General features: G+C 42.6%; 20 protein-coding genes. 18 read left to right on the top strand and 2 right to left on the bottom strand.

Going from position 1 to position 25672, the window contains the following annotated elements; genetic code table 11:
* Window positions 1-3: 3 nt before the first annotated feature.
* The 5 genes from C4K46_RS03430 (at window position 4) to C4K46_RS03450 (ending at window position 7490) form a co-directional block, all read left to right on the top strand.
* Window positions 4-675, top strand: a complete 672-nt coding sequence (locus tag C4K46_RS03430; protein ID WP_209627439.1) for an MmcQ/YjbR family DNA-binding protein — start codon at window positions 4-6, stop codon at window positions 673-675.
* Between the two features lie 157 nt (window positions 676-832).
* On the top strand, window positions 833-1795 hold the full coding sequence (locus tag C4K46_RS03435; protein ID WP_209627441.1) for a hypothetical protein: 963 nt from the start codon (window positions 833-835) through the stop codon (window positions 1793-1795).
* Between the two features lie 275 nt (window positions 1796-2070).
* Complete coding sequence (locus C4K46_RS03440) at window positions 2071-3813, top strand: ABC transporter ATP-binding protein (RefSeq protein ID WP_209627443.1); 1743 nt, start codon at window positions 2071-2073, stop codon at window positions 3811-3813.
* A 1-nt stretch (window position 3814) separates the two neighbouring features.
* Window positions 3815-5551 carry an ABC transporter ATP-binding protein gene (locus tag C4K46_RS03445; protein ID WP_209627445.1) on the top strand — a complete coding sequence of 579 codons (1737 nt, stop codon included), beginning with the start codon at window positions 3815-3817 and terminating at the stop codon, window positions 5549-5551.
* A 163-nt stretch (window positions 5552-5714) separates the two neighbouring features.
* Complete coding sequence (locus C4K46_RS03450; RefSeq protein ID WP_209627447.1) at window positions 5715-7490, top strand: serine hydrolase domain-containing protein; 1776 nt, start codon at window positions 5715-5717, stop codon at window positions 7488-7490.
* An 82-nt stretch (window positions 7491-7572) separates the two neighbouring features.
* On the opposite strand, the gene C4K46_RS03455 is transcribed toward C4K46_RS03450, so the two are convergent.
* Both C4K46_RS03455 and C4K46_RS03460 read right to left on the bottom strand, forming a co-directional pair.
* Complete coding sequence (locus C4K46_RS03455; protein ID WP_209627449.1) at window positions 7573-8880, bottom strand: aminotransferase-like domain-containing protein; 1308 nt, start codon at window positions 8878-8880, stop codon at window positions 7573-7575.
* A gap of 228 nt (window positions 8881-9108) precedes the next feature.
* Window positions 9109-9954, bottom strand: coding sequence for a DegV family protein (locus C4K46_RS03460; RefSeq protein WP_209627451.1), 846 nt, complete (start codon window positions 9952-9954; stop codon window positions 9109-9111).
* Between the two features lie 128 nt (window positions 9955-10082).
* On the opposite strand from C4K46_RS03460, the gene C4K46_RS03465 reads away from it, so the two are divergent.
* The 13 genes from C4K46_RS03465 (at window position 10083) to C4K46_RS03525 (ending at window position 25670) form a co-directional block, all read left to right on the top strand.
* Entirely contained in the window at window positions 10083-10679 is a 597-nt protein-coding gene (locus tag C4K46_RS03465) for a TetR/AcrR family transcriptional regulator (RefSeq protein ID WP_209627453.1), read from the top strand.
* A 4-nt stretch (window positions 10680-10683) separates the two neighbouring features.
* A complete protein-coding gene (locus tag C4K46_RS03470) occupies window positions 10684-11154 on the top strand; it encodes a deoxycytidylate deaminase (protein ID WP_209627455.1) in 471 nt (156 codons plus the stop codon).
* 19 nt (window positions 11155-11173) lie between these two features.
* A complete protein-coding gene (locus C4K46_RS03475) occupies window positions 11174-11797 on the top strand; it encodes a hypothetical protein (protein ID WP_245335122.1) in 624 nt (207 codons plus the stop codon).
* A gap of 417 nt (window positions 11798-12214) precedes the next feature.
* The gene (locus tag C4K46_RS03480) at window positions 12215-13108 is read left to right on the top strand and encodes an ABC transporter ATP-binding protein (protein ID WP_209627457.1); all 894 of its coding nucleotides are present in this window, start codon (window positions 12215-12217) and stop codon (window positions 13106-13108) included.
* Window positions 13105-14316 (top strand): ABC transporter permease, encoded by a 1212-nt coding sequence (locus C4K46_RS03485; protein WP_209627459.1) that lies wholly within the window; start codon window positions 13105-13107, stop codon window positions 14314-14316. Before C4K46_RS03480 ends, C4K46_RS03485 begins: the two co-directional genes overlap by 4 nt.
* 628 nt (window positions 14317-14944) lie before the next feature.
* A complete protein-coding gene (metK, locus tag C4K46_RS03490; protein ID WP_209627461.1) occupies window positions 14945-16138 on the top strand; it encodes a methionine adenosyltransferase in 1194 nt (397 codons plus the stop codon).
* Between the two features lie 421 nt (window positions 16139-16559).
* Window positions 16560-17819: a UDP-N-acetylglucosamine 1-carboxyvinyltransferase gene (locus tag C4K46_RS03495; RefSeq protein WP_209627463.1), complete on the top strand. Its 1260-nt coding sequence runs from the start codon at window positions 16560-16562 to the stop codon at window positions 17817-17819.
* Window positions 17820-17967: 148 nt separating this feature from the next.
* Window positions 17968-18519, top strand: a complete 552-nt coding sequence (locus C4K46_RS03500; protein ID WP_209627465.1) for a GNAT family N-acetyltransferase — start codon at window positions 17968-17970, stop codon at window positions 18517-18519.
* Window positions 18512-19789, top strand: coding sequence for a CBS-HotDog domain-containing transcription factor SpxR (gene spxR, locus C4K46_RS03505; RefSeq protein ID WP_209627467.1), 1278 nt, complete (start codon window positions 18512-18514; stop codon window positions 19787-19789). Before C4K46_RS03500 ends, spxR begins: the two co-directional genes overlap by 8 nt.
* A gap of 12 nt (window positions 19790-19801) precedes the next feature.
* On the top strand, window positions 19802-20659 hold the full coding sequence (locus tag C4K46_RS03510; RefSeq protein ID WP_209627469.1) for a methionyl aminopeptidase: 858 nt from the start codon (window positions 19802-19804) through the stop codon (window positions 20657-20659).
* Window positions 20660-20779: 120 nt separating this feature from the next.
* Complete coding sequence (locus tag C4K46_RS03515; protein ID WP_209627471.1) at window positions 20780-21682, top strand: YihY/virulence factor BrkB family protein; 903 nt, start codon at window positions 20780-20782, stop codon at window positions 21680-21682.
* A 130-nt stretch (window positions 21683-21812) separates the two neighbouring features.
* Window positions 21813-23270 carry an Eco57I restriction-modification methylase domain-containing protein gene (locus tag C4K46_RS03520; RefSeq protein ID WP_245335123.1) on the top strand — a complete coding sequence of 486 codons (1458 nt, stop codon included), beginning with the start codon at window positions 21813-21815 and terminating at the stop codon, window positions 23268-23270.
* Between the two features lie 6 nt (window positions 23271-23276).
* Complete coding sequence (locus tag C4K46_RS03525) at window positions 23277-25670, top strand: ATP-binding protein (protein ID WP_209627475.1); 2394 nt, start codon at window positions 23277-23279, stop codon at window positions 25668-25670.
* Window positions 25671-25672: the final 2 nt, after the last annotated feature.

A 25672-nucleotide genomic window follows, 5' to 3' on the forward strand; every position in this document is an offset into this window, starting at 1 on the left:
AGTATGTTAGAACTATTTGATAACTACCAATTACAAGTCGAGCAAGTCCTGCCCTATGGTTTTGTTGAGCAAGCGGACAGTTTTCTTTATCGCTGTCCCCTAATGGACCAGACCTTTGAGTTAGAGCTTAGGATAAAAGAGGAGCAAATAACTTTTAAGGTCTGGGATTTGGAGACGGGGGAGGAGTATATCCAGGTCAAGCAGCCTCAAATGACCGGCCAGTTTGTTGGCCAGGTTCGAAAGGCCTGCCAGGCCGTCTTTTTGGATATTCGTAAGCACTGCTTTAGACAGAAAAATTTCCTCTATGAGCAGAGCGAGCGCCTCATCCAGCATGTGGCAGAGAAATACCAGGCCCAGCTAGAATATCTCTGGGCCAAGTCCAAGCGCAAAAGTAGCAGTCAGGCAGGGGTCTTGCGCCACGAGGGGACCAAGAAATGGTATGGTCTCTTTATGACTACGGATTGGTCCAAGTTCAAGTCCCAGGAGCAGGGAAAGATTGAGGTTTTAAATGTTAAAAGTGACCAGGTAGCCGAGCTTCTGGAGAAAAAGGGCATTTATCCAGCCTTTCATATGAATAAAAAATACTGGCTCAGTCTGCCCTTGGACGATAGCTTGTCCGACCAGGAAATCTATGAGCTTTTGGCAACCAGCTTTCAGCTGACCAAGAAGAAGTAAGAAACTAAGTGCAAGCTTGGTTTTTTATCTAGACTAAAATATCTAATTTAGTTTGTCGGAGAATAGTCGGATAAAAAGAAAGATTAGAGAGGATTACTCAAATCATGCAGGATAAAAAAAGAATAGGAAGTCGGCTAGATATAATTGGAGGGAGGAGATGAAAAAAATATTTAAAATTTTTCTAGTTCTTCTAGGATTATTTCTCCTATTTTGTGTTTTTATGATGTTTTATAGTTGGTATAGGACTAATCAACCTATTTACGATGTTCGTAGTCCTAAAGTTGAAAAAATAGATTTGATAGCAAATGATAAGTATGTTGCAGTGACAGATAAGAATGAAAAAAATGGGAGTTATATTTTTGTGGGTCAGGACATCCTAGTTACAAATCCAAGGAAAGAGCGTTATAATGGAAAGGATACTAGCACTAGGTATACCGAGGCTTATAGTTATATAAATGTATATAATCTGAAACAACCCTCATCAAAGCCTAAAAAAATCAATCTTTATGCTCTTTTAGAGAAGGTAGGAATCAGTAATAGACTTTATGGAAGTTTTGTAGATTATTATGGAACGGTTGATGGTAAAGAGTATCTTTTAATTCGGAGTGTGAGACGACATAACTTCTATCATGTTACTTATCATCGTCTAGACTGGCAAACAGAAAAATTAGAGAAGGTAGATGTGTCCTCCTCTCCAATACAAAGATGGTATAAAGAGGGAGTTTTAAATGATGCTATAAGAAACTCCAATTTAGCCAGTCTAACAGCAGATAATGCGGGATTGGAAATTAATTGGGTATCTGGCAGACATTATTTTGATAAATATGATAAGAAAGCCTTCCAACTCGAACAAACCAACTTCGGCTCTCTCTATCCTGATGTAACCAAGCGTTTGAAAGAGGGGAAAACCTATGTCTTTCCGCGCTGGGGCTATGTCAGTGATGAGGAATATTTTAACGATATGAACCATTGGTTTGCGCCGCAAGGACAGGAGAAACTTCCTCTTTCCGCGGCCGTCTATGTGGCTGACAGACAGACTGAAGAACGTACTCCGATAGGGAGTTATGCGGACTTTATTGAGTGGCGAAAAGCCCATCCAAAAGAAAAGGAGAAGAATTAAGTATGGGAACTTCTACAAAAACGATTAACTCGGGTCAGATTAAAGGTGTACAGGTTAGTCTATCTAGGTTTGCCTTTCCAATCCCTCTCAAAGCCGACTTTTGACCTGATGGGGGCCAGTTCTTTTGCTTGAGCCCCTGGGGTGAAAGGTGTATAATGGTCATATTGTGCAATCAAAATCAGAGACGAGGTCCAGGCGGGAAAGACTGCCTAGTTAGACCTTGCAAGGCTGGTTTTGATTTTCTTTGATTATTAGTAGATTTAAGTGGAGAAAAAATGGATTTAATCAAAAAGTTAGGCTGGTTTTTTCGGCTGGAGAAAAAGGCCTATATTCTAGGGATTCTCTCCCTATCCTTAGTCAGTGTCCTCAATCTTTTGCCGCCAAGAATTATGGGGCAGGTGATTGACCGCCTGGATCGGGGCCAGCTAAAGACAGAGGGCCTGCTCTATCAGCTGGCCTTATTGCTTGCTTCAGCCTTGGCCATGTACGGCTTGCGTTATATATGGCGCAAGTTCATCATCGGGACGGCCAACCATCTAGGGCAGATTTTACGCTATCGGCTTTTTGAGCATTTTACCAAGATGTCCCCCTCTTTTTATCAAAAGTATCGGACAGGGGATTTGATGGCCCATGCAACCAATGACATTACGGCCATCATCTGGGTGGCTGGTGTCGGTGTCATGTCGGCAGTAGATGCCTCGATTACCGCCTTGGTGACCCTCTTTAGTATGTTTTTCATGCTGGATTGGCGCTTGACCCTGCTAGCCATTTTACCCCTTCCCTTTATGGCTTGGGGGACCAATCTAATCGGCCGAAAAAATCATCAGAGTTTTAAGGCAGCCCAGGAGGCTTTTTCGGATTTGAATAATAAGGTCCAGGAAAGTGTCTCTGGGATCAAGGTTACCAAGTCCTTTGGTTATCAAGAGGCAGAGACCCAGTCTTTTGCTAAGATTAACCAGGAGGTTTTTCGGAAAAACATAGTCGCCAGCAAATACAATGCTCTCTATGACCCCCTAGTTTTGGTCTTTATCGGCCTCTCCTATCTCTTAACCCTGATTTTTGGTGGCATTTTTATCAGCCAAAATCAATTTACCATTGGAAATCTGGTCACCTTTATTACCTATCTGGATATGCTGGTTTGGCCCTTGCAGGCCCTAGGTTTTCTCTTTAATGTTTACCAGCGGGGCAGCGTGTCCTATGCTCGACTGGAAAAGCTCCTAGACGAGCAAAGTCAGATAAGCGAGCCTACTCAAGCCTTGAAGCCAATCGAAAATGGCCCCTTGACCTATGATATTAAACGCTTTAGCTATGGTGAAGAGACCACGCTAGCAGATATTCATTTTTCCATCAGTCAGGGACAAACCTTGGGCATTGTTGGAGCGACCGGGTCTGGCAAGACCAGCCTCCTCCGCCTCCTCCTAAGAGAGGAGGAGTTAAAAGATGGGGCTATTTATCTCAATCAAGAGGATATTAGCCACTATGCCCTTAAGGACTTGCGCTCGCTTATGGGCTATGTTCCTCAAGACCAAATTTTATTTGCCCTATCCATTCGGGACAATATCCGCTTTGCTAGGCCGGACTTGGCAGATGAGGCCCTGATTGAAGTCAGCAAGCTCTGCGGGCTCTATGAGGATATTATGGCCATGCCAGCAGGATTTGATACCATGCTGGGTGAGCATGGTGTCTCGCTATCAGGGGGGCAACGCCAGCGCCTGGCCATGTGTCGGGCCTTAGTTACCCAGCCCGATATCTTGATTCTTGATGACTCCCTATCAGCTGTGGACGCTAGGACCGAGCACTTGATTTTAGAAAATCTCAAGGCCGAGCGGAAAAACAAGACGACCATTATCACAGCCCACCGCCTATCTGCTATTGTCCATGCGGACTTGATTTTGGTCCTAGAAGATGGTCGCATCAAGGAGCGGGGCCGGCATGAGGAGCTCTTGGCCCAAGAAGGCTGGTATGCCAGGACCTATCGTAGTCAAGAGCTAGCAGCAGACTTAAAGGAGGCCTATTAAGATGCAAAGAAAAACCTTTAACCGCCTCCTGGCCTATGTCTGGGCCTACAAATTCTTGGCCTTTTTGGCTCTGACTTTTATCTTTACGACCAGCCTCTTCACCACTCTCTTGCCCCTTTTGGCCCGCTTTTATATCGATCACTTTATTGCCAAGGGCAGGCTCAGTCAGGGTTACTACCTCTTATTGGCCTACTACCTGCTCTTTTTAGGGCGCGTGCTCTTGACTTTCCTAAGTCAATATTCCTTTTCCAAGTTGGCCCATAGTATCGTGCGTGATTTGCGGCAGGAGGCCTTTGCCAATCTAGAAAAGCTGAGTATGTCCTATTTTGATCGGACAGCAGCAGGGGCCTTGGTCTCCCGGCTGACCAATGACAGTCAGGCAGTGGCGGATATGTTTGGCAGTATTTTTGCCAATTTTATTTCTTCCTTTCTGATTTTACTGGTGACCCTATCTACCATGTTTACTCTTAATTGGCAGCTCAGTCTTTATATCTCCCTCTTTTTGCCAGTCATGCTAGTGACGGTCTTGGTCTATCAAAGGATTTCCCACCGTCTAGTCCAAATGACCCGCCAAAAGTTGAGTGATTTGAATGTCAAGCTGTCCGAAAGTATTGAGGGTATGCGAATTATCCAGGTATTTGGCCAGGAAAAAAGACTCCTGGATGAATTTGAAAATATCAACCAAGAGCACTTGACCTATGCCAATCGCTCCCTGGATGTTGATAGTCTCTTTCTGCGACCAGCCATGTCCCTCCTTAAAATCCTGGCTTACGGCTTGATTTTGACCTATTTTGGTTTGACCTGGCAGCAAGCAGGCTTTACGGCCGGCCTAATCTATGCCTTTATCCAGTATGTCAACCAGCTCTTTAATCCCCTGATAGAGGTGACCCAGAATTTCTCTGTCCTCCAAACCTCGATGGTGGCCGCTGAGCGGGTCTTTGATTTGATTGATGAAAGGGACTATGAGCCCACACAGGCTAATCTTGCTCATGAGATTGAGGCCGGTAAGGTTAGCTTTAAGAATGTCAGTTTTTCCTATGATGGTAAAAGGGATATTCTGAAAAATATTTCCTTTGAGGTTAACCCAGGAGAGACCATTGCCTTTGTCGGTTCGACAGGTTCGGGCAAGTCCTCGATTATCAATCTTTTCCTGCGTTTCTACGAGTTTGACCGGGGCCAGATTTTGATTGATGATGTCGATATTAAGGACTATTCCTATAAGGAATTGCGCCAGAAACTAGGCCTGGTCTTACAGGAGCCCTTTCTCTACCATGGGACGATTGCTTCCAATATCCAGATGTATCAAGAAAGGCTGAGTTCAGCAGAGATTGAGGAGGCAGCCCGCTTTGTCGATGCCCATGATTTTATCCAAAAATTACCAGCCGGCTACCAAAGTCCGGTCACTGAAAAAGGCTCCAGCCTTTCAAGTGGCCAGCGCCAGCTCCTGGCCTTTGCTCGGACCATTGCCAGTCAGCCTAAAATCCTGGTCTTGGATGAGGCGACAGCCAATATCGACTCTGAAACAGAAGAAGTCATTCAGAAATCCCTCCAAAAGATGCGTCAGGGCCGGACAACCATTGCCATCGCCCACCGCCTATCTACTATTCAGGATGCCGATTGTATTTATGTCCTAGATAAGGGAGAGATTATTGAGGCTGGAAAACACGCAGAACTTCTAGCCCTCAAGGCTACTTATTATAAGATGTATCAACTCCAGGCCGGAATGATGAAAGAATAAAAGAAGCCAGCACTAGCTGGCTTCTTTTATTCTTTTCTTATCTAATTTAGAGGACTGTCCTGCTATTTTTGTTTGTCGAAAAAATTATATTTTGTTATAATAAAAGCGAATTATTAGACATTTCGTCTATATTTGTTTATTTTTTAATAAGAAAGGATTGCTGATGAAAAAACGAATTTTTATCTTTCTACTTGGTTTCGGTCTTTGCTTGGCTTCTTGCTTTTTCTTGGTCCGACTTGGTCAGGCTGACGAGGAAAAACTTCCTTCGGGTACGCCTTATAGTCAGATTGGGCAAAAAATCGAAGCTTATTATAAAAAAAATCAAGAGACGAGCGCAGGTCTAGCGACAGCTATTATCAATGACCAGGGGCAAACCATTTATCAAGGCAATTTTGGCTATATAGATAAGGAAAACAAGCTGGCTGTTGATGAGCAGTCTGTCTTTGAATGGGGATCTGTCACCAAAATCACAGTCTGGGTCAGCGTGATGCAACTATGGGAAGAGGGGAAAATCAACCTCCAAGCGGATATTAGGGAATATCTACCCAAGGATTTTTTCAAGGGCAGGCTAAAATACGATAAGCCGATTACCATGCTTGATTTGATGAACCATCAAGCCGGTTTTGATGAAGTAGGACTCCATTATGGTGGGGATAAAAATCTTGGAAAAAATCTGCGCAACCAGCCCCTTGCTCAAATCTGGGAACCAGGAACTGTAACAGCCTATTCAAACTTTGGAACGGCCCTAGCTGGTCATATTGTCGAGCGTGTCAGCGGCCAATCCTATGCAGATTATGTGCACCAACATATCTTCCGCCCCCTAAATATGCAAAAGACAGCTATTTTACCGGATTATTCTGATAATTCTTGGGTCCAAGAAAAACGTCGAGAAGAAAAGGTTTATGACAATCAAGGCCGCCTAATCGGTCCAGGAAAGTTTAGCTATTATGACTACCCAGCCGGTCAGGCTATCAGTAGTCTAGCTGACCTTAAGGCCTTTGCTTCAGCCCTGCTTCAAAGAAAAACTCTTTTTGAACGACCAGAAACTTGGATAGAATTTTACAGTGCAAGTAGCCATTTGACGGGGACTGATATTAGCCGAAGTCACCACGGTCTGTGGAATGGGGGCCCAGCTAACAATAGCCAACAAATCTATCATGATGGGGTTACTATCGGTTTTTCCTCTAATCTTATGTTAGATTTAGAAGCGGGAATAGCAGTTGTCCTTTCGGTCAATCAGCGCTTTGAAAGCAAGTATATTGATGGACTTCCTCAACTGGTCTTTGCTAAAAGGGAAAAGGTTTCTTTGGAAAAGGAACAGCAAGGATTTACAGAAGGTTTTTATCGGGCGGCCAGAAGCTATCATACGGGTCCCTTGAAAATTGCCAATAATTTTTCGGATATGTATACTTTTTACCTAAATCGGGACAATGTCGGAGATTATTGGATAGCTGACCGGATAAATGGTCAAGAGCGGGTGTCTGATATTGGAGGAGATTATTTTAAATTATCAAACTGGGATTTAATCCGTGATTACGGTCTTATCCTGCTCTGGTTCTTGGCCACCATCTATGCCCTTGTTCGGCTAATTTTCTCGCTGTTCTCTTATTTCTCAAAAAAGAAAAAGCTGGAGCAGACACCAAGCTGGTCAGTCTGGAAAAACCTGATTTATCTAGCTATTTTAGCGGCTAGTCTCAACTTCCTCTATATGGCTTATGTCATGTTGACTACATTGGGCGTGCCAGAAAGCTGGCAATTTATGATCTATGCTGGCTTGGGCCTGGTCTTTCTCTTGAGTCTAGTCTTTCCCCTTTTTGCCCGCTCTAAGTGGTCCTTAAATGGCAGACAGAAGTTAGAAACCTATATCGGTCTTGCCCTAGCCTTGATTATGATAGTTAACATTCTCTACTGGTCCCTCTATCAATGGTGGAGGATTTAAAGCTGAGTGTTCCTAGCTTTAAGAGACATAGAAATAAAAATCGCCTTAAGGAAAATTTGCTTTTACTTGAGGCGATTTTTTTCTACTTTAGAGGGCTTTCTTTAAACTTTTCTGGATTAGCTAGTAATTTTTTCAAACCGGGCCAGACCTGGTCTAAATTCTCAAATTTGACCTTGGCAAAGTGATAGGGGCAGTCTGCTAGATAACTATCTTCAAAGAAATCAAGGCCCAGGCCACTATGCTTGAGACTGCTGACCGAGCGAAGAGAACGCAAATCGAGCAGGATTCCATCGTGAATGACAGAGGTTGCCAAGGGCAGGGGCTGGCTCTTTAGGACTTGCTCCATTTCCAGCATTTTTTCCTCCTGTAATTTCAAGAGGGCAGAACGGTTCTTTTCATACATAAGGTTATCGATATAGATAGCCAGGGCCTTTTGCATGATGAGGTTGCTATCGTAGTCGACCGAGGCCTTGTAGTCGATAAAACGGGTCTTGATTGGGTCCGGTAGGAGCAGGGCGGTAATGCGTAGGGCTGGAAAGAGGCTGGTCGAAAAGGACTTGAGATAGAGGACATGCTGGCTCTGGTCCAGATAGTGGAAGGTCAGCTCCCGCCTACTATCAAAGTCTCCCAAATAGTCATCTTCGATAATATAGACATCATAGAGCTGGGCCAGCCTTAAGATTTCCTCCTTTTCCCTGCGACTATAAGAATGTCCCAAGGGGTAGTGGAAGCGAGGAATGGTATAGAAAAACTTGATTTCCTGACTTTGGAAAATGCGCTCTAATTCAGCCAAATCAATCCCTGCTGGTGTCCTCTGGATACTTTGGTAGGGGAGCTTTTGCTGGGTTAGGAGGGCATTCATGCGATGGTAGGTAGGTTGCTCGACCAAGATGGTCTTTTTCTGGTTGGGAAAGTCAATCTGGGATAGGATATAGAGGGCCTGCTGGGTCCCTGCGGTCATGACCACCTCCTGCCAGGAAGTATAGACAGCCGCATCTAGCAGAAGTCTACTGACAGCCTGGCGCAATTCTTTCAGGCCCTCCTGCTGGGGGTAGTAGTTGAAAAGGTAGTTTTCCCGACCGATTAGGGCTTCGTTGACACAGAGGCGGAAGTCCTCATAGGCCTGGTGGCGGTCATCGGTCAGACTTAAAACCAAGTCCTCCTTTTGAAGCTCCTTTTGCTCCAAGACATAGTAGCCGCTCTTGGGAGCGGCATAGATATACTTTTGATACTTGAGCTCAATCAAGGCTTTTTGAGCGGTGTCCTTGCTACAGTGGAAGTCCTGGGCTAGTTTTCTAATGGAGGGGATCTTGTCCCCTGTCTTAAGCTTGCCCTCTTTCATCTCTTTCTTTAGGCTGTCGATGATGATTTGGTACTTGGCTTTGGTCATCTTCTGTCCCCTTACAGATTCTTTTGCCCATTGTAACCCATTTTCCTTGATTTAGCAAGAGAAAATCAGGCAGGATAAGAAAGAGCAGTAAGTCCCAGGACCAGGATAAACTAGACTGGAAGGCTTGTTTGAAGAAGAAAGGGACTAGGATAGAAGTTCTTCCCCAAAAGAATAGTTCTTAGTCTCACTCCAAAAAACCTCCAAGGCTTTCCTTGGAGGTTAGAAGTTTTAAGCAATTTCATAGCCCATTAAGAGCCCGCCCTCTTCGGCATAGAAGCTACAGAGGCCAGAAGTGGGGATAATTTGAATCGGAGCAGCTGGGAATTTTTCTTTAATCAAGTCGGCTAACTGCTGGCAGAATTTGGTATTTTCCCGGTGGGCCATGATGACCTTGCCCCCTGCATAGCCGGCCTTGAGCATTTCATCAAAGGCAGCGGTCAGGGATTTTTTATGGCCCCGAGCCTTTTGGAGCAGTTCCAAGGTTCCTTCAGGACTGGCTTCTCCCACCATGCGGATATTGAGGAGGCCAACCACCGTTCCAAGAAGCTTGCTGAGCCGGCCGTTCTTGACCAGATTATCCACCTTGGCTAGCACAAAGAGGAGCTTGGTCTTGGTCTGATAGGTATCAATAGCCTGGGCAATCTCTTCAAAGGAGAGGCCTTGACCAATTAAGTCATTAAGCTTTTGGACAATCAAGTCCAGCTCACCACCAGCCGATAGGCTATCAATAACATGAATCTTGGCCTCAGGGTGCTCTTCTAGATAGAGCTTTTTAGCTAGCTGGGCGCTATTATGGCTCCCTGATAGGGTAGAGGTCAAGGTGAGGACAAAGAGTTGGTCCGCTCCCTCAAAAGCCTTGAGATAGTCATCGGGACTAGGACAGGCAGACTTGGATGCACTAGTAGTTGCATACATGGTCTGCATCATCTGGTCAATATCTAGATTCTGATCATCTACAAAAACTTGCTCCCCTACCTGGATAGTCAGAGGAACACTGGCAAATTCAGCCTGGGCTGCTAGTTGGCTTAGTTCTTTAAAATCAGAACCAGAATCACTTACAATTTTATAGGTCATGATGTCTCCCTCTTTGTCAAGCGCAATAAAACGTTGACAAAGCCTAAGTCTTTTTTTACAATTATATCATGAAAAGTCTTTCCCTGAAAGCAATTACATTCAGCTGAGACAAGTAGAAAGAAAATGTTATGTCCGAACGGAAAATTTCCCCTAAATCATTGAAAAATTTAACCCTATCCAATCAAGAGTCCAACCGCTTGACGCGAGAGTCCTTGGAGATTTCCCTGCTCCAGCTGCTGGAAAAAAAGGAGCTGGCCAAGATTACCATCTCCGAATTGGTTGAGCGAGCAGGAGTATCCAGGGCTGCCTTTTATCGCAACTATTCCTCTAAGGAAGAAATCTTGGAGGAGGTCTTTAAAAAGACCGTCAATGAGATAATGAATAAGATTTCCGCCTACAACTTCCGCACAGAGCTTTATCAGGTCTGGATTTACCTCCTAAGAGAGGCCAAGAAAGAGGCAAGGTTGATTAGTCTGGCAGTTGACTACAATCTTGAAAAACTCTTAACCCAGGCCGTCTATGATTTCTTAGAAAAGCGGAATCGGCATAGCTCCAAGAAAGACGCCTCGGCCTACAAGAGTTCCTTTTGGAGTTCGGCCATGGTCTCTATCCTATCCAAGTGGATTAAGGAGGGCATGAAAGTGCCTGCCGAAAAGATTGCTGATCTAGGTTTGCCCTTATTTTCTCAGGAAAAGACCGGCAAGAAAAAAGTGAAAGGAAGATGAAAATATGAGCCAAAGTAGACTAGCCTGGGACGAGTATTTTGCCGCCCAAGCCCTCCTCATCGCCAACCGTTCTACCTGCAAGCGTGCCAAGGTAGGAGCAATTTTAGTCAAGAGCAATAAGGTTATCTCAACCGGCTATAATGGCTCGGTCTCCGGAACAGAGCACTGTATCGATCAGGATTGTCTGATGATTGACGGCCATTGTGTCCGCACCCTCCATGCTGAAGTCAATGCGATTTTACAAGGAGCAGAGCGAGGAGTCCCCAAGGGCTTTACAGCCTATGTGACCCACTTTCCCTGCCTCAACTGTACCAAGCAACTCCTGCAGGTCGGCTGTAAACGCGTGGTCTACATTAACCAATACCGCATTGATGACTATGCCAACTATCTCTATCAGGAGAAGGAAGTAGAGCTGGTACACTTACCACTCGAAACCGTCAAGGAAGCGATTAGCCAGACGGATTTGGTAGATTAGGAGATAGTGAAGGATAAGAATGATAAAAGAAGATGCTTTAGAGCGGGCTTGGCAGGCGCTTTTTGAAGGCAAACATAAAGAAGCCAAGGAGCTAGTTATCCAGCTAAGAGAGACCAGTTTTAGCAGTCTCAATTTACAATCTTATCTTGCTTTGGAAGAAAAAGATTATTCTGCTGCTCATGCTTTTTTAGATGAATATTATGATAGGGCTCTAGCTGAACAGGACTTGGAGCACCAGCATATAGGACTGCATCAGTTGGCTATGCTGGCGCGAGAAGAAGAGGATTTTCAGATAGCTAAAAATTTGCTTGAAAAGGAAGCGCAGATAATTGACAATCATTTTCCTGACGATGGACTAAAAAAGTCAGTTAATCTCTATGAGCGAGGCTATCTGCAATTTAAGCTGGGACATCTAGGGCTTGCTTACAAACTGTTGAAAGAAAATGTGGCTTTAGCCTTGCTGACTGATGATTTGGTAAATCGTGCTTGCGCCTATCGCGCCTTAGGAGAAGTCTTACTGGCGAAAAATCGTCGTCAGCTGGCCAAGGAACATTTTCAGATAGCAATGGATTATTTTGAACAAGCGGAGAATACAGTTGCTCTCAGAGAAGTAGAAACTTTATTGACTAAATGTAATTTGTAGTAAAAAGCCAGCCAATGGCTTTTTATTTTGGTCTCAAAATAGAAAAAGGAGAAATGATAAAATTTGTTGAAATTTTATCAAAAATCATTTATAATGAAATAGAAAGTCAAATATATGCGACATATATTATTTTCAGATGGGCTTTGTGAGCAAGGGAGGTCACTTCCCGTTACTACTTGCGTCTGTTAACGGCCTCGTATCTTATGTAACTGAACACAGGCTAAAAGCTCGGAAAGCCGCGAACGAAAGAGTTGTGGCTTCAAGACGCAGTAGACATCTGTTTGTAGGCGACGCTCATGCTTGCCTCCAAACTAGCTGTCCTTGCGGGGGTCTCACTACGGAGTTGCGTGCAACTCCTGTTCGGCCGCCTATTTTTCTCTCGTTTTCTTAACGTCCTTGTATCTTATGGAGGTAATTATGCTTAAAATTCAAGATTTGCAAAAGAATTTTGGTCAGAAGCAGGTTTTGTTCGGTGTTGATTTTGTGGCTCAACCTGGACGAATTCTTGGTTTGATTGGAAAAAATGGTGCTGGGAAGACAACGATTTTCCATAGCATTCTTCGTTTTATTGATTATAGTGGTCAGATTCAGTTTGACAAGGAGCAGGTTAGTCAGGCGACCTATGGGCGGATTGGTTATCTGCCAGAGGAGAGGAGTCTGATGCCCAAGTTGACGGTCTATGATCAGGTCCGCTATCTGGCTAATCTCAAGGGGCTGTCCAATAGTCAGGTCAAGGAGCGTTTGCAGGACTGGATGGATAGGTTGCAGGTCAAGGGGAAGTTGACGGATAAGATAAAGAGTCTGTCCAAGGGGAACCAGCAGAAGGTCCAGCTGATTACCACCCTTATCCATGAGCCAGATTTGATTATTCTTGATGAGCCTTTTAGTGGCCTGGATCCGGTCAATACCGAATTGCTCAAGCAGGTGATTTTGACTGAAAAAGAGCGGGGAGCGACTATTATCTTTTCTGACCATGTGATGACTAATGTAGAGGAACTTTGTGATGATGTAGTCATGATTCGTGATGGCAAGGTTGTAGTCAATGGCCCTGTCCAAGAGGTGAGAAATCAGTATGGGAAAACCCGCCTCTTTGTATCAAGCAGGCTGTCACAGGCAGAGCTTGAGGCCCTGCCACATGTAACCAAGGCCAGCTTAACCAAGCAGGGCACTTGGCGCTTGATTTTAGATGACGAGACGGCGGGTTCCCAGCTATTTGACTTGCTGACCCAGGGGCAATATATCGCCACCTTTGACCAGCAAGCACCGACCATTGATGAAATTTTCAAATTAGAATCAGGGGTGGAAGTATGAAACAAATGTTGATTGTTACCAAGGAAATTTACCTACGCCATGTCAAATCCTGGAGCTTTCTGATGATGGTTTTGTCCCCTTTCCTCTTGTTTGCTTTATCAGGGGGAGTTGGATATTTAACTGCCAAGTCAAATTTTAAATCGGATGAGCTTGCTCTTGTTAGTGACGACCAGCAGGTCTTGTCAAACTTTTCAGATGACGAGACTTTTGTAGCATATAAGACGGAGCAGGAGGCTAAAAAGGCGGTTAAAGACAAAAAGGCCAGTGGCTATGTTTTATTAGCAAATCAGAAAAGTCAAATTGTGGCTACCTATCATGGTGATACCGGTATGAGTCCAACGCTTAAGACAAAATTGTGGGCCAAGCTCAATCAAGTACAGAGCCAGCTTAATATTAGTCAGGTCGGCTTATCGCAGGAGCAGGTCCAGGAGTTATCGAGGACTCCACAATTATCGGAAAAGATTAACCAGGCCAAGGAAAATAAAAAGACGATCCAGACCTTAGCTTTTATGGTGCTTAGTGTCTTGCTTTACTTTATCTTGTTGACTTATTCTGCTTTGACGGCGCAAGAGGTGGCCAGTGAAAAGGGGACTAAAATCATGGAAGTCGTCTTTTCTAGTATTCGTGCCTCCCAATACTTTTATGGACGTCTTTTAGGAATTTTTGGGGTAATTTTGACCCACCTTGCGGTTTATTTGCTCGGAGGCCTGCTTATCCTATTTGCATTTTCTGGTCAAGCAAGTTTCCAGAATATTCTCAAGTCCCATCCAGACTTTATGAGCCAATTAGCCAATGCTTTTTCTCTCAATACCCTAGCTTTCGTGGTTGTCGGACTCTGTATCTATGTTGCCCTATCCGCTTTTTGCGGCTCGCTAGTGACTAGGGCCGAGGACGCCAATAAGGCTATCCAGCCTGTTATGATGCTAGTCATGCTTGGTTTTATCGGTGTTGTTAGCTTAGGAAATATAGGAGATACCCTTATTATGAAAATTGGCTCCTATATCCCTTTTATCTCGACCTTCTTTATGCCCTTTAGGGTCATCAATGGCTACGCTTCTAGCGGGGAGGCTTGGCTATCATTGCTTTTGCTTTTGGCCTTTACTTTAGCCTTTATCGCCTATGTTGGCCGTATCTATGCAAGCTTGATTCTCCAAACCGATGATGTCGGCCTTTGGAAAAGCTTTAGAAGGGCGATTCGTTATCGTTAAATTCTATATGAGAAGCGGCAGGAATGTCGCCTCTTTTTGTTTTAGATGAGAAAATAGAGAAAATTCTAGTTTTTCTCTGCCTTTTTTGGGAAAAGGTGTTATAATGAAAGCGTTAAAAGAGTCCCGAAAAGGCGACTGAAGAAGTGAGAAATGAGGAAAAACTTTGCTCAAACCTAAAGGTTTTCGCAGTGCGTTTATGCTAGCGACTTTGCTCGGACTAAAAGTCCGGCAAAGAACCTCCTTTATTCACGGTGATTTTGGAGTGACTTACTCAAATTTTGGGGGTTAATGGGGAGAAAGCTTTGCTTAAAGCTAAAGGTTATGCAGTTGGTTTCAGCTAGAAGCTTTGCTTAAAGCTAAAGGTTTTCGCAGTGCGTTTATGCTGGCGACTTTGCTTGGACTAAAAGTCCGGCAAAGAACTTCCTTTATTCAAGATGATTTTGGAGTGACTTGCTCAAATTTTTGGGGTTAATGGGGAGAAAGCTTTGCTTAAAGCTAAAGGTCATGCAGTTGGTCTCAGCTAGAAGCTTTGCTCAAACCTAAAGGTTTTCGCAAAGAACCTCCCTCGCTTCGCTCAGTCGGTTCTTTGTAACTTTTTAACAAAATACATTAAAAGGGGGACATAGATATGTCTGAACGGAAACTTTTTACCTCAGAGTCTGTATCAGAGGGGCATCCTGATAAGATTGCGGATCAAATTTCGGATGCTATTTTAGATGCTATTTTGGCTCAGGATCCAGAGGCCCATGTGGCGGCTGAAACGGTTGTTTATACGGGGTCGGTCCACATTTTTGGTGAGATTTCAACAACTGCTTATGTGGATATTAACCGTCTGGTAAGGGATACGATTGCTGAAATTGGCTATACCGATACTGCCTATGGTTTTAGTGCAGAAACGGTGGGGGTTCACCCGTCTCTAGTGGAGCAGTCGCCAGATATTGCCCAAGGGGTCAATGAGGCCCTGGAAGTGCGGGGAAATCAGGAGCAGGACCCGCTCGATTTGATTGGAGCAGGGGACCAAGGGCTCATGTTTGGTTTTGCTATTGATGAGACCGAAGAGTTGATGCCACTTCCTATCTCGCTCAGTCACAAGTTGGTCAATCGTTTGGCCAAGCTTCGTAAGGAAGGGGTTCTAAGCTATCTGCGGCCGGATGCCAAATCGCAAGTGACGGTCGAATATGACGAAAATGACCACCCAGTGCGCGTGGATACAGTGGTAGTCTCTACCCAGCATGATCCTGATGTAAGTAATGAAACTCTCCACCGAGATGTGATTGAACAGGTGATTAAGCAGGTCATTCCTGCCCAGTATTTAGATGAAAAGACTAAATTCTTTATCAATCCGACCGGTCGTTTTGTAATTGGAGGTCCGCAAGGGGACTCTGGTTTGACAGGTCGTAAGATTATTGTTGATACCTATGGGGGTTACGCCCGCCATGGTGGAGGTGCTTTTTCTGGGAAGGACGCGACCAAGGTGGACCGCTCGGCTTCTTATGCGGCCCGCTATATTGCTAAAAATATTGTTGCTGCTGGTTTGGCCAGAAAGGTTGAGGTTCAGCTGGCCTATGCAATCGGGGTGGCTCAACCGGTATCAGTTCGAGTAGATACATTTGGGACAGGCAAGGTTTCTGAAAGTCGCCTAGAGCAGGCTGTCCGTCAGATTTTTGACTTACGTCCAGCAGGAATTATTCAAATGCTAGACTTGAAACGTCCGATTTATCGGCAGACAGCGGCCTATGGTCATATGGGTCGGACCGATATTGACCTTCCTTGGGAAAGGCTGGATAAGGTAGAGGCCTTGAAGGCAGCCCTAGAGGATTAGAATCATGACCACTCGCTTAGCGGGTGGTTTATTTGTTTGCTGTTTTTTTATGCGTTGCTTTATCCATTCTCAGAAAAAAGGTCAGCTAGAACGATAATTTTGAGTCTTTATCTATATTTTTATGAGAGTGGGACAGCTCCAATAGTCTGGGAGACTATTGGAGGTTGTGAATAAAGCAAGCGTAAAGCGAAAGAATCTTTGACGCGGCTACTGCGTCTAGCGTATAAACCGAATGTGTTTCAGAAGTCAAAGACTTTTGTCTCGTCCTCCATCGGACAATCTAGGCTATTTGACCAGCCCTTCTTTTATAGAACACAGGGAGCGGAAAAGCTGGATTTTCCAATAAAGGTTGAGAAAGGTAGCTTATCTGTGGTATAATAAAGAGTATTCTTTGAACGAAAAAGCTTGAAAGAGAAATAAGATGAAAAAAATCGTAATTAACGGTGGTCGCCCCTTACAAGGAGAGGTGACCATTAGTGGTGCCAAAAATAGCGTCGTTGCCTTGATTCCAGCGATTATTCTGGCGGATGAAGTGGTCACCTTGGACGGAGTCCCAGATATTTCTGATGTGGCTAGTCTGATTGACATTATGGAGGTCATGGGGGCCAAGGTCAAGCGCTATGAGGATAGCCTGGAGATTGACCCTAGTCAGGTGAAAAATATGCCCATGCCCTATGGGAAAATCAATAGTCTAAGGGCCTCTTATTATTTCTATGGCAGTCTCTTGGGGCGTTTCGGTCAAGCAACGGTCGGCCTACCGGGAGGCTGTGACCTAGGTCCAAGACCCATTGATTTGCACCTCAAGGCCTTTGAAGCCATGGGAGCTAAGATGAGCTATGAGGGCAATGCCATGCACCTAGCTACAGACCAGGCTGGACTCCATGGAGCAGTCATCTACATGGATACGGTCAGCGTTGGAGCAACTATCAATACCATGTTGGCTGCAGTCAAGGCCAAGGGTCGGACCATTATTGAAAATGCAGCTCGCGAGCCCGAAATTATTGATGTAGCCACCCTCTTAAATAATATGGGGGCCCACATTCGGGGAGCTGGAACAGACATTATTACCATTGAAGGAGTTGACAAGCTCCATGGGACCCGCCACCAGGTCATTCCTGACCGTATCGAGGCAGGGACCTATATCGCCCTGGCCGCCGCAGTCGGCAAGGGGATTCAAATCAATAATGTCCTTTACGAACACTTAGAAGGTTTTCTTGCTAAATTGGAGGAAATGGGAGTCCGCATGACTGTCTCTGAGGACAGTGTCTATGTGGAGGAGCAAGCAAACCTAAAAGCAATCAATATCAAAACGGCGCCTTATCCAGGCTTTGCGACCGACCTGCAACAACCCCTGACCCCGCTTCTATTAAAAGCCAAGGGCCAAGGGACCATCATCGACACCATCTATGAAAAACGGGTCAACCATGTAGCCGAGTTGGCCAAGATGAGCGGTCAAATCAAGACGGATAAGAATAAGATTATCTATCAAGGACCAAATGACTTGCAGGGGGCAGCCGTTAAGGCAACCGACCTGCGGGCAGGAGCAGCTCTAGTCATTGCGGGTCTTCTGGCCCAAGGCCAGACCCAGATTAGCAATATTGAGTTTATCCTGCGGGGCTACTCCAATATCATTGAAAAATTGACCCAGTTGGGAGCCGACATTCGTCTGGTAGAAGACTGAGTCTTTGGCCCTTATTTTTCCAATGGATACATCGCAAGCTAAATCAATTTTAGCAGAAGGACTGAAACAAAGGTTTTCCTAGGCCGCTTGTAGAAGCAAATGCCTAGGCTGGAGCTTTTGTCCCAGTCTCTTTTTAAAAAGGAAGTCTATGAATATCTGGACCAAGTTAGCCGAATTTGCTTTTTTTGAGACGGACCGCCTGATTTTACGTCCCTTTTCCTATTGGGATGCGGCCGATTTTTATCAGATAGCCTCCAACCCTAGCAATTTAGAGTTCATCTTTCCCAGTCAGTCCAGCATTGAGGAAAGTCAGTATGTCATCGCTAATTACTTTATGAAAAATCCCTTGGGTATCTGGGCTATCTGTGAGCCTAGCACACAAAAGATGATTGGCTCCATCAAGTTTGAAAAACTAGATGAAATCAAAAAAGAAGCAGAAATCGGCTACTTTTTACAAGAAAATTATTGGGGGCAGGGCTTGATGACCGAGGCGGTCAAGGAGCTCGTCTTTCTAGCCTTTAGAGAATTTGGTCTCAAAAGCCTGGTCATCATCACCCACCAAGAAAATAGAGCCAGTCAGCATGTCGCCCAAAAGGCCGGATTTTCACTCCACCGGCAGTTTAAGGGGAGCGATCGTTATACTCGAAAGATGCGAGACTACTTAGAGTTTCGCTATGAGAGAGGGGATTTTCATGAGTAAACACCAAGAGATTATAGCCTATCTAGAAAACCTACCTGTCGGAAAACGGGTCAGCGTGCGCAGCGTTTCCAATTTCCTAGGTGTCAGTGATGGGACAGCCTACCGAGCGATTAAGGAGGCTGAAAATCGTGGTTTGGTGGAAACCCGTCCTCGCAGTGGAACTGTTCGGGTCAAGTCCAAGTCTGTTGTCTTGGAGCATTTGACCTACCAGGAGATTGCCGAGATTGCCAACTGCCAGATTTTAGCTGGTCAGAGAGGTCTAGACAAGGAATTTAGCAAGTTTTCAATCGGGGCCATGACTGAACAGAATATCGGCCGTCATCTGACCGAGGGAGGCCTGCTTATCGTCGGAGATCGGACTGAAATCCAGCTTTTAGCCCTGCGCAATGGCAATGCTGTCTTAATCACCGGTGGTTTTGAGGTAGCAGAGTCGGTCCTAAGCCTAGCAGACAAAAAGCAAATTCCGGTCCTAAGGAGTAAGGAAGACACCTATACCGTAGCCACCCTCATCAATCGGGCCCTGGCCAATATGCAGATTAAGACGGACATTTTAACGGTAGAGCAAGTCTATCGCTCCAGTCATGAACATGGCTTTCTCAAGGACACCGATACCGTGCGGGACTATCTGGACCTGGTGCGCAAGAGCCGCTTTAGTCGCTTTCCGATTATTAACCAGCACCAGATGGTGGTCGGTGTGGTGACCATGAGGGACGCAGGGGACAAGTCTCCCTATACCACCCTAGACAAGGTCATGACCAAGAGTCCTTTTACTACTGGCCTCAACACGACTATTGCCAATATCAGCCAGCGAATGATAGCCGATGACTTTGAAATGATTCCAGTGGTTAGAAATAACCAGACCCTTTTAGGGGTCATTACCCGCCGGGATATTCTGGATCGGATGAGTCGGGAGCAGGTCTCCAGCCTACCGACCTTTAGCGATCAAATCGCCCAAAAGATAAGCCGCAAGGACAAGTCCTTCCACTTTGTCGTTGAGCCCTTTATGCTAGACACTAGCGGGGTCCTGTCCCATGGTGTTTTGACTGAGATTCTCAGTATCCAGACCCAGCAACTACTGGGGGCTAGCGGTAAGAGCCTGATGATTGAGCAGATGGCTCTCTACTTTCTCCAAGCTGTCCAGTTAGATGACAGCCTGGAAGTCCAGTCAAGATTGGTCCGGCGTTCTAGACGGATGGCCCTCCTGGACTTTGATATATTCCTAAGCAAACAAGTGGTTGCTCGAGCAACCATTACCGTAAAAATTAACTAAAAAGAGGTAGACATGATTACTTTAAAATCACAACGTGAAATTGACTTAATGGATAAGAGCGGAGATTTCCTAGCTTCCATTCACCAGGGCTTGCGCGAGCTGATTAAGCCAGGCCTAGATATGTGGGAAATCGAAGAATATGTGCGCAAGCGTTGTAAAGAGGACAATGCCCTCCCCTTGCAAATCGGGGTAGAAGGAAGTGTCATGGACTATCCCTATGCAACCTGCTGTTCCTTAAATGATGAAGTAGCCCATGCCTTTCCTCGCCACCAAAAGCTCCAAGAGGGAGACTTACTTAAGGTGGATATGGTGGTCGGCCTAGTCGATAAAAAGGAGCTAGATGTCTCCAAACTGGACTTTAATAATGTCGCCCAAATGAGACAGTACACCGAAAATTTCCGCGGTGGAGTAGCAGACTCTTGCTGGGCCTATGCAGTCGGTCAAGTAGCGCCAGAAACTAAGCGTCTCATGGAGGTCACCAAGGACTGCCTCTATCGGGGAATTCAGGCTGCCCAAGTTGGCAACCGTATCGGAGACATCGGGGCAGCCATTCAGGAATATGCCGAAAGTCAAGGCTATGGAGTCGTGCGTGACCTAGTTGGTCATGGAGTCGGCCCAACCATGCACGAGGAGCCTATGGTTCCCCATTATGGCCGAGCAGGCCGAGGCTTACGCCTCCGTGAAGGCATGGTCTTGACCATTGAGCCCATGATTTCAACAGGAACCTGGGAGATTGATACTGACCTGGAGACCGGCTGGGCCCACAAGACCCTAGACGGTGGCCTATCCTGCCAGTACGAGCACCAATTTGTCATCACAAAAGAGGGACCAGTTATCCTGACTAGCCAAGGTGAGGAAGGGACCTACTAGGACCTGACAGCACCAGTCTAGCCTTGTTTATCTCTGGCTAGCCCTTTATCTGAGACTTCCGTGTCTGGTCTGCTGTGATGGTAAAACCAGAAAGGCAAGTCTCTTTTTCTATTTACAAGCATGAAATATTATTTTGAAAAAATCAAGACCCATCCCTTTATCTCGGCCTTCATCAGCCTCTACCAGTCAGCAGAAATCGAGTTTACCAGTATTGCCCTGGCCTACTATCTCTTGATTTCTATCTTTCCAGTCCTGATGATTTTGGCCAACCTCCTTCCTTATCTCAATCTTGATTTGACAGACCTCCTGGGCTTTTTAAAGAATATCCTACCAGCTTCTTTCTATCAGCCCATCTCTCAAATTGTTAGCGATGTCTTTAGTCGACCTTCGACTGGACTTTTGAGTTTGTCTATCTTGTCGGCCCTATGGACCTTTTCTAAGAGCATGACCCTCTTACAAAAAGCCTTTAATAAGGCCTATGGAGCAGAAGAAGGACGGGGCTTTATCTGGGGGAGGGTGCTCTCTTTCATCATTAGCCTAGCCCTCCAGCTGGTCCTAGCCTTTAGCTTTTTCCTGGCCCTCTTTGGCCGAAGTCTCCTTCAAGTCCTCCATCGATTTTGGTCTTTTAACCAGGACTTTTACCGCTTTTTGCTAGAGCAGACCGAGCCTGGCCTCTATCTCAGCCTCTTTTTATCCTTGGTCATGATTTACTATCTCCTGCCCAATGTCCGGATCAGCAAGCTCCGCTATGTCCTACCCGGTGCTAGCCTAGTTCTCATCCTCTTTCTCAGCCTATCCAACCTCTTTGCCATCTATGTTTCTAGCTTTATGACAAGACTGGAAGATTTCCGCCTGCTGGGTTCAGTCGTTATCCTAGCCATCATGGTCTGGTTTATCTTTATCTCCAAACTCCTCATCATCGGAGCTGTTCTCAATGCCAGTTACCAAGTCTCCTGTGAAAAAGGCTTTGAAAGTCGCCAAAACAATTTCATTAAAAAATGGAAAAAGACTAGGAAGAAATAAAAAATATATAAATTTTCCTTAGTAACTTAATTGAAAAAACTAAAATAAGTGCTTTGTTGTGGTATAATAATTTTAGTTTTATATGTTAAAAAGGTATAATAATTATATTTTTGTTAAGAAGGGGTATAATTTGAAAGAAACAAAATTTATAAAAGAAAACGGAATTTTTTATACTAGTGAAAATCTTGCAAATATAATGATTTCTCAATTAGATATTGATTATTCAACTGATTTTAACATTATAGAACCTGCTGTTGGAGAAGGTCACATTTTATATTATATTGTTTTAAATTTCTTAGAAAATAATCGTAATAAAGAAACAAAATTTTTGATATCGTTCTTAGAGAATAATGTTGCAGGTTTTGACATAAGAAAAGAAGCTGTTAATAAATGTATTTCTAAATTAAATTATTTAACTTCTCAGTATTTTGAGGAGACTGTTAATTGGAACATAAAACAATTAGATGCTTTGTTGCAAAAAAAGAGAATACTTAGAGAATTTGCAAGGTATTCATATGTTATTAGTAATCCACCATTTGTTTCAAGGCGTAATATGACAAAGAAGAATGTTGAATTTTTGAAAGAAAATAGTCATTTTTGTATGAAGTATAACTATGATTTATATTATTATTTTTTTGAAATAGGTTTGGAACTTTGGAATGGTAAAGGAAAAATTGTTTATATAACTCCTAATAGCTATATACGTGCCAGAGGCGCACGCACCATGGTAAAATATTTAGTTGATAATAATTTAATTGAAACTATTATTGATTTTGATGACGAATTACTTTTTGAAAATGCAATGACTTACTCAGCTATAACAGCTTTATCTAAAGGTAATAAAGTTCTAAATCTAAAAGATAAGTTTAGAAATATAATAGAACAAAAAGAGTATTCGATGATAGTTAAAGAAAATTACGAGATTTATTCTCACCCTTTCTTATTTAAAAAAGTTTCAGAACATAAGAAACTTTCAGAAATAGCTGAAATTAGAAATGGCTTGGCTACCTTGAATGATAAAGTTTTTATTATAAATAGTCAAGATATTGTACGTCAGTATAAAAATAAAGTGATTATTTTAAAGAATGGTGTAGAATATGAGTTAGAAAGGTCCTCATTAAAAAAAGTTACACGAATATCAGATTTTAGTAATGATAGATTTTTAATTTTTCCATATAAAAAAAGCAATCAGACTTATATGAGAATGGATAATATTGACAAAAAATTACCATTAACATATAAGTACCTTTCAGAAACTTTAAATAGTGAGTATCAAAAAAAATACGGTGTTTATTTTGGAAGAACTCAGGGATTTAGTGGCTATGATGAACAAAAGATAGTTATTTCAAAGATTGCTTCTCTAAATGGTAGTGCATTTAAAATCTTAGAAAATGGTTTTATAATGTCGGGAATATCTATTAAATTGACTGATAATAGATATGATATAGAAAAGTTAGTTGAATATTTGAATTCTAATGAAATTGTTAATTATTTAGAAAAAGTATCAAAAAATTATTCTTCAGGTTATAGGAGTATCAGTACCACTGACTTAAAATATATCCCTATCCCTTCTGACAGAAAGAGGTAACTACATATGGCAAAAGTATTAACCAAAACTCATTTTAAATCAACGGCAAGAACAGTAAATCTTTTGGGGAGAGATAATGTCTTAGACTTTCGAAGTGCTATATTAGAACTTGTGAAAAATAGTTATGATGCCTTTTCAGGAAGAGTAGATATTTTTGTAGAAGGTTCAGATACTCTAATTAAAAACAAGAATGATAAAATAGCTACACACATTGAAGTAATAGATTATGGAAAGGGGATGGACTTAGACACAATTCAAGAAGTCTTTTTTACGCTTGGAACTGATAAAAAAACAAATATTACTTTCCAAGAAGTAGAAAATACTAAGCGTGTAATGAATGGTTCTATGGGAATTGGTCGTCTTTCGCTTGGTAGACTGGGAAATAAAACACAGGTTGTAACATCAGATGGAGAAAAAGCATATAAGTTTGTCATAAATTGGGATAAGTTTATAACTGGAAATTCTTTAGATTCTATAGAAATAGATATTATTCAATTATCAAAGGAGGAATTCAGTCTTGAGTACTCAAAAAGGGGATTAAATAATCCTGAGAATCACGGTACAATTTTAACGTCTACAGAATTAAAGGATGAATGGTTACTATCAGATAAGCTGTTATCAGGGACAAATTATTCATTATTAAAATTAAGTCTTGCTAAACTTAAAAATCCAATGAAACTTTTGGACACTGGTGATTTTGATATCATACTTCATTATTTTGGTGAAGAAGAGGAAGTCATTTCTTCTATATCAGATATTAAAACAGATGCATCTATTGAATTTTCATATTCTCATGAAAACGATTTGTTAATTTTTGATGGTTTTTTTGATGAAGTAGATATTGACCAACTGCCACCAGATTTTGTAATGGCTAAATTTAATGAGATAAAAGAGCATATTTTTGACGGGAACAAGAAACGTAATCGTTATTATTTTGAAGAAGAGATTAAAGTTTCTGAATTTATTCATGATGAAATTCCTCAAAAACCAATAGGAGACTTTGATGGGGTGATTTACTTTACCAAACAAAGAAAGGGTGGTTCTAAGGCTCCGTTTATAAAAGATCCGTTATTGAATATAAATAAAAATGAATATGAGCCAGGAATATTATTATATAGAGATGGATTTAGAGTCAGACCTTATGGTGAAGTAGATACGATAGGTTTTGATTGGCTAGGCATCGAAAGTGAGCGTGTAAAAAATCCTGCTGGAGTTACTCGCCCAAGTTATATGATGCAGGCTAATCAATTGAACGGATATATAAATATAACTAAGGCCAAAAATGGAATTTTTGAGGATCAATCTAATAGAGAGGGATTAAAAAATAGTACAGAATTTATATATTTAGAAAAAATTATTTTACAAATAATAAAAAAATTTTCAAGTATTCGCTCCAATCTTCATATTTTGTATAATGAATATCTAAAAGAAGTTGCAGATATAAAATATAACAGTCAACAAGGAAAAAAACTAAAGAAAAAGATAGATACACTTTTACAAAAACATCAAGGAAATCAGAAAGCGCTATTTGAGGATAACGAATTTACAAAACTTATAAACCCGCAGACAGTTCTAGAATTATATTCTTTATCTGATACTTCAATTGAAGAAAAAGATTCTTTAATTAGCGAGAGTGATATGCTAAGAACTATGGCGACGCAAGGAATAGTTATGTCTACATTTGTTCATCAGATAAAAAACGATAGATCTTTTTTTGAAAATATTCCTAGCGTGTTAATAGATATAGGAGATTACTATTCAAATAATTTTAAATATAATTTTAACGAACTTCCAGAAGACTATAATTTATACAGTTATTCTAAAGCTATAGAAAGCAAAAATAGTAGTATATTGGGTTTTATTGACAGTAGCGTAAATAATCCGACTAGAGATAAAAAGACAAATATAAATTTAGTAGCATATTTAACCAAAATATTTAAATGGTGGGACAATTCGGTTAAAGATAATTTCAATAATTATGAATACCTAATAAATGGAGAAAAGGATTTTAGTAATTTAAGTACAGATTTACAAAAAATATATATAAAAGCTAGTGAAACTCAATTAGATAGTATTTTTTTGAATTTAATTACAAATTCTTTTAAAAATTTCAAAAAGCCACGAAATATACGTGACTGTAAAATCAGTGTGGATTTTGAAATTTATGAAAGAGGAATTCGGTTACTATACTCAGATAATGGGAATGGTTTAAGTAGTGAGATAGAGGATAAAAATTCTATTTTCAATCCATATATAACGTATAGCAACGAAGGTACAGGTATGGGAATGTGGATTTTAGCTACTGTATTATCAAATTTAAAGGGGGATAAGAAGATACTTTCTGAAGTTGGTGAAAGAGGTTTTCAAATCGAACTAATACTTCCGGGGGGAGGAGGATAAAT

Origin of the sequence: Streptococcus oricebi (genome assembly GCF_017883985.1) — a bacterium.
GTDB classification, from domain to species: Bacteria; Bacillota; Bacilli; order Lactobacillales; family Streptococcaceae; genus Streptococcus; species Streptococcus oricebi.